This is a genomic window from Methanobrevibacter sp. (genome assembly GCF_045577275.1).
GTDB lineage: Archaea > Methanobacteriota > Methanobacteria > Methanobacteriales > Methanobacteriaceae > Methanobrevibacter.
Window position 1 is genome coordinate 1 of the sequence record NZ_JAZNIB010000332.1, and the last position, 6677, is coordinate 6677.

The window sequence follows — 6677 nt, forward strand, 5'->3', positions numbered from 1 at the left end:
AATTAACAATTAAAATAATTAAAGGTTTGTTATGAATATTAATTTTATAAATTGCTTATCTACATAAATTTATTAATTTATTAATTTTAAAATTAAAAAAGCTACTTGAATTTAATATCTCATTTAATTTTAAAATCAATAGACTATTATATAAAAAGAAAGCGTTTGCCAAAATAGATGAATTCCAATAAATATTGGAAAAACTTTTTTTAATAAATCATGTTGAGGTTTTGATTATAAAAACTTAATAAAATAAAATTATTTTGGCAAACACTCCAATAAACAATAAAAACTTTTGATTATTCCTCTTCTTCTTTATCCTTCTGACGCTTATATCCAATGCCTAACAACAGCAAAGCAACAATACAAATGAGTGCCAATTGAAGATAATTACTAGACTTAGTAAGGACATTATATTTCTCATTGATCTCATAAGCATTCGGATTCATAGCAGAACTGCCACTATCACCTGGACTGCTTGCACTAACACTAGGGGTGGAAGAACCGCCGATGCCTGGAGCAGTATCCCTATCTGAACCGAAAATGCTGTCACTGTTAGGATTTGTTCCATTTCCTGAAACTGGACTATTGCCATTTCCATTTCCATTATTGGTTCCTCTGGAATTGCCTTGATTATTCCAAGGGGCTGTGCCATTACCTTTATTCTCAGTCATTCCAGAACCATTGGAATTTTCATCAAAATACCTAGGAACAACAATGCTAGGAACTAAACCCTTATGGTTTTTAAGCCAATCAGGCAAATCATCCTCACTCATTGTGTTCCTGAAAACACCATCAGTATTGTTACGGATAGTGTTATTATTTCCTCGGCCAATATGAACAGCACGATTGCCGCTGGATTGATTAGTATTTAAGACATTGTTTGCAATAATGGAATTGACAACCAATGAACTAGTTCCTGATAAAGAAACCGCATAGCGACCATTAGTAGTTACATTATTATATTGGATATTATAGGTATGATTCCCTTGAGTGTTCTGGGAATAACTAATGCCATAAATGTTATTGTTTGCACTGTAATTTCCGATATTATTTACAATGATTGTATTATTCCAAATCAAGTCATCGGAATCCTGCACTTCAATTCCGGCAACAAGTGCCCAGTAATGAGTGCTGGCAAGACCGGTGACATTGATGAAATTGCTTATAATGTCTATCTTTGTCGCACCATAATAATTCTGGGAATAGATACCTATATTAGGGCCAAAATTAAATGTAGTGAGATTATTGTAAGCGATTTTCACATTATATGAAGGACCATTCACCTGGATAGGATAAGCTGTCCCCATACCTGAACGACCGCCAGTAGTGCGAATATCAATCTGATTACCTATTATGATTACATCATTGGCAAAATACACATCAATTCCCTGAAGGTAGTTGTCCTTGCCGTTCTTGCTGTCAAAGTCCTCGCTATAAATGCGATTCTTTTCAATAGTGGCATTGTTGCAGGCATACAATATTACAGTATCCAGAGTTGGATAACTGGTTCCACCGCCACTTACATAAGTGGAAATCTTATTGTTAGACAATGTCAGATTATTGGAGTTCTGGGCTACAAAGGCACCTACAGCATCCATGCTCACACCACCGAAAATCTCAGCTTGCCAATTGACGGAACGTAAAGGCAAAGAACAGTTAATGTTATTGCCATATACTACGGCATTGTCAACGCCATCAAGGAAGATGCCATAGGCCCATCCTCCGCCAAGGTTGTTTCCTATGAAGTTGAATGTGCTGTTTGCCAAAGTGAAGTTCTCTATCTTGCCCCCTTCGGCATAGACGCAAAACCCTGTCTTTGCTTCCGGAACAGCATAATCCATAGTGCAATTGTATACTGTACAATTGTCTCCAAGGACAAGTATCCCCGCATTGTCATTGTCTGCAAACTCCTGATCCAATACAAAGTTCAGACCTGTGAGCATGACATTGCTGGACTCAAGACAGAACACCGTGTTCCTTAACAGTGAATTGTTTCCAATTACAGTCACGTTAGGGGATTTGATGTCTATTATTCCCTTATCTGCAAACTCACCATTGAATACCAGAACGGAACCTTCATAATTCTCCTTCAAGACTCCGTCAGCAAAGTAATATGTGAAATTGTCAGATCCGACATAATAAACTGACTCTGCGAGGGAGTTTCCTGAATCATCAGAACTCTTCAATGAGTTCTTAGGATTTGCATTAGCTCCCTTTGAAGAATCTTCAAGCACGATTTCCTCTTTTATAATGTTAGGGGAAGAGTCGGAACACAAAACACAATCGTCCTCGACTTCAGTCGCACTCATGTCTGTTACGGCAAAACTATCAACATCCATAACATCATCATCAAGTGCAGCAGACACATCATTGTCGCCAATATCAACTGCAGAGACAGAAGACAATGAAACCAATAACAGGACCGTCAAGGACAATATGATAAATTCATTAGATTTTTGCATTTTAAGTCAACCTTTTTCCATTAATAGAAAAACACTTTTCTCATTTTATTATCTAAAATGTAAATCCGAGCAAAAATATGGAATTCATTCATCCAAGAACTGAATCGTCTTTTTTTACTTAATAAAAGTCCATGGAAACATAAAAAAGACATCTTGCCGATACTCCTTTTCCCAGACAAACCATTAAACCCATCCATTTTATGCTCAAATCAAATTTTCTTACACTCTACAAAAGCAAACAATGAAAACTTGTTTGCCTTAACTTTCAAATAAATTTTTATAAAAATTTATTTTTTCAACCATCCTTTTCACAAAATGATTAAAAAAAACAATACCTCATATTTGGAATCCTAGCAAAAAACCCAGTAATTACAAAAATAGAAGAGAAAAATGCAATGATTTTTTTCCTCCCCTATTTTAATAACTACCAAACTAAAATTTTTTTTCAAATACGAATTTTATCAGTTTTTTTACTATGAAGCCAAAATACAAAATATTTTCAATTTTTAAATAAACTTCCCAATTTAAATCAAGAAATTTATTTATTATTCCAACCACTTGGATTAGAATAAGAAATAAAATCCTCATTAAACTGTCCATTTTTTCATCTTTTTTTTAAGAAAAAATATAAAAGGATTAATAGATCTAAAAAACTATTTTAGACCTATTAATTATGAACAAATTTTTATTTTATGGTTAGTTTTGCTGTTTTGCTGATTGCTGCATATTGGTTGTCACCTGCGAATTTGGCAGTGAAGCTGTAGGTTCCTTTCTTGTTTAGGCTTACTTTCACTGTTGCCACACCTTTAGCGTTGGTGGTTGCAGTGTAGGTTTTGCCGTTTACTGTGAAGGTGACTTTCTTGCCTGCTACAAGTCCGCCTTTAGCGGATTTGAATGTTGCAGTCAAGGTTTTTGTAGCTGCACTTGCCTTATATGTTTTTGCAGGGACAGTCAATGTACCTTTTTGCTTGTTCACAGTTATCTTTGCGACAACAAATGATCCGTTGTATTGATCATCTCCAAGGTATGCTACTGCGAAGGTGTATGTTCCTGCAGCCTTAAGGTTGATTTGGAGTTTTGCTGTACCGTTTTCATCGGTTACTCTGTCGTAGACTACACCGTTGAATCCGATTTGCACTGGCTTGTTTGCCAAAGCGTTGCCGTTCTTGTCCTTCAAGGTGATTATGAAGTATTCACCGATTCTTCCATCAGCCTTAGTGTCCACAGCAGTAGTAGTCATATTCTGATAATCAATTACAGTCTCTGTCCTTACAGGAGCCTTAACCACAACGACAGCACTTACAGAACTGGAACTTCCTTTGTAGTCATCGGTTTCCTCAAAGCTTACATCAATGTTCAATTTACCGGCAGCATCAGTCAAGTCACTGAGTGCAATGGACAAGGTGCCGTCTTCACCAAGGTCATAAGAAACAGCTTCAGCACCGTTAATGCTGATCAATACTTTACCATTAGCAACAGCATTGTCGCCAGCAGTCAAGTTAACTAAAAGATTGCCAGCATCATCAATGTCAGCAACCAAAGTAGTTGCAGGTTTAGCAAGCTTGGTAGCGTTTACATAATGGTGAGCTCCATCTTCACTAGCAATTACATCGGTTGTTGCAACAAAGTCATAATCACAATCTTCAATAGCGACTAATCCTTCCAAATCAGTGTAATAATCAACAACTGCATTCATTGCACAGTTTTTAAAAGTGGCATTATATATTTTTACACTGCCAGTATCATAATTAGCAGCATTTGTGCAAATTAATGTATCATAATTCAAGTTTTCAAAAGTACAATCATATAACTCAACAATAGCATGATCGAAAACATTTATATAAGAGCTTAAAGTATAAACTGTAGTGATAATCTCATTTTCTTCAGTCTGTTCATTCCAAATCCATTCTTCCACAGTCTTAGAGTAAGTATTGTCCCTGTTTGAGTTTAGAAAATCACAATTATAAAATTTAGCAGAGTATACATCTTCATAATCTAATGCGCCATGAGATTCAATATTCTGATCAAATAACTTTTTACCCACATTTATAGGAGTGCCGATAAAAGTACAATTAATAAATATACTATAACTTTCTAAATCAACAGTTTTAATAGGATCTCCTTCAGATATCGCTTCAGTTATACTGATTGTCATATTAATAAAAGTCTTTACACCTTTTTTTCGTGTTGATGCACTAAACCTTTTAATAAGTTTAGTACCTTCCCTACTTTGACCAATAATAGTATAATTTTTTTTGGAATCAATGATATTTCCATCAATGAAAAATTCGCCATTACTCAAATAAATTACTCCATTATCCTCAAGATTACCTATGGCAGTTAATATATCATCAGCAGGGGTTAAATAATCTATTTCATCCTTTAATATGTTTGTAGAGGACTTTCCGTTTGAAGATAATAATGCTTTATTACTTGCGGTTGGATTAGCATTATTGAGTGATTCTGGAGTGCAATTAGTGAAAACATTACCTGTTCCATTTCTATTCACTTGGTGGCAGTTTATGAATGTGTTATTATCCAAAGTGTAATTTCCACTTACTTGCACAGTATCAGTTGCAGTTGTCCTATTATGATTTTTGAAAGTGTTGTTCTTGATTACAACATTAGGTATTCCTGCTGTTATATTCACATAGCCTTGACTGTAAGCAGCGATAGCTTGACCATATCCTGCATAATTATTATCAAAAGTAGAACCACATACAGTTAAATAACCATTGTTCATTGCAGAAATTGCACCTCCAGTTCCAGTTGATGGAGTTTCATTTGTAAAACCGCAATTGTTAGTATTGTTGATGAAAGTGCAGTTGCATACAGTAATGTTATATTTGGACATCCAATTTGAACAGCCGATAGCTCCACCGCCAGCGCTAGTGTTACAACTATTGTTTGTGAATGTGGAATTTATTACTTCTAATTTGCTGTAAGTGTATAAACTACCACCATTCCATCCAGCATTGTTATCTGTGAAAGTTGAATTGACAATGCGACTATATGCACTAGAATGAGTGTGTATTGCGCCTCCCCATTGGTAAGAAGTGTTATTATTGAATATTGAATTAGTTACATTTAATATTCCGCAATTATTTATAGCACCAGGTTCTGTTCTGGCATAATTGTTTTCAAATCTACAATTATTCACATTCATAGTTACTGTAGTAGGTGTTTTGTGGTTAGTGATTACTCCAAATCCATTAACACAATTGGTGAAATTACAATTTGTAATATTCATAAATCCACCATTATTCCAGATAACTGAACTATGTCCATTAGCAGTAGTGGTAGTAATGTTTGAGAAATTACAGTTTTCAAATGTGTTTACTCCAGTTGTGGATAATTGCATAAAAATATCAGAATTGATATCCTTGAAAGTTACATTGATAAAATGTATGCTCAAACTTCCAGAACTAAGAAATGTTGGTTCACCAGATACTCCTCCTGTAATGTAGCTGTCAGGAGTACCTATAATAGTAGCACTATTCTCAAATTCAATTTGGCTATTTGCATTATATATTGTACCATTTAGAGTAATATCCTTTGCACCAGAAGATGTGCATTGAGTTTTTAATTCATCCCAGTTAGAAGCATTAACAGGAGTTCCTCTAGTTTGTTCAACGTCCTTATTTTCTTTTTCAATTGTTGCCTCATTTATTTCTTCTGTTGTTGTATCATCAGAAACAATAGAATCTGCTGTTACGCTATCTCCTATGTCCTCGGAGACTGCATCTACAGTGACGGCATCATCAACAGATGCATCAACTGCATCTGCTGCACTTACAGCCCCCATGAAACAACATAGAAGAACTAAAAATATAGCAATATATTTAATTTTCATAGTTATTCCTTCTTAAATTATATATCAACCCTTTTATCATATGAAAAGAGCAAATACAGTTTTTAATAAATTCTTTACAATAAAACATGAAAAAATTTACAGTTCTTTATGAAAGAACTGGAAAAATATAATAAATTTCATGTTTTCCTAATAAAAACTTATTAAAATTTCATCTAAAAATCAATTTTTAATAATATTTATTCATATACTCTTGATAAACTTATAAAAATTTATCAATCCAAATTGATTAAATTAAAAATTAATTTTACATTACTATATATTATACAATAATGTATATAAATATTACTAAATTAAGTTTAGTGGATGAAAATTTAATAAAAAAAATCGTCTATTTAGTC

The 6677-nt window shown here is 34.0% G+C and carries 2 protein-coding genes; both read right to left on the minus strand.

The window, feature by feature from the left end; genetic code table 11:
- Positions 1–299: 299 nt before the first annotated feature.
- Positions 300–2465, minus strand: a complete 2166-nt coding sequence (locus ACKI67_RS09620) for a hypothetical protein (protein WP_407463314.1) — start codon at positions 2463–2465, stop codon at positions 300–302.
- 685 nt (positions 2466–3150) lie between these two features.
- On the minus strand, positions 3151–6318 hold the full coding sequence (locus ACKI67_RS09625; protein ID WP_407463315.1) for an Ig-like domain repeat protein: 3168 nt from the start codon (positions 6316–6318) through the stop codon (positions 3151–3153).
- Between the last annotated feature and the right edge of the window lie 359 nt (positions 6319–6677).

What these genes read in the sequence shown, in the direction of transcription:
- ACKI67_RS09620 (WP_407463314.1), bottom strand. Translation starts at nt 2,465, where the DNA reads ATGCAAAAATCTAATGAATTTATCATATTGTCCTTGACGGTCCTGTTA.
- ACKI67_RS09625 (WP_407463315.1), bottom strand. Translation starts at nt 6,318, where the DNA reads ATGAAAATTAAATATATTGCTATATTTTTAGTTCTTCTATGTTGTTTC.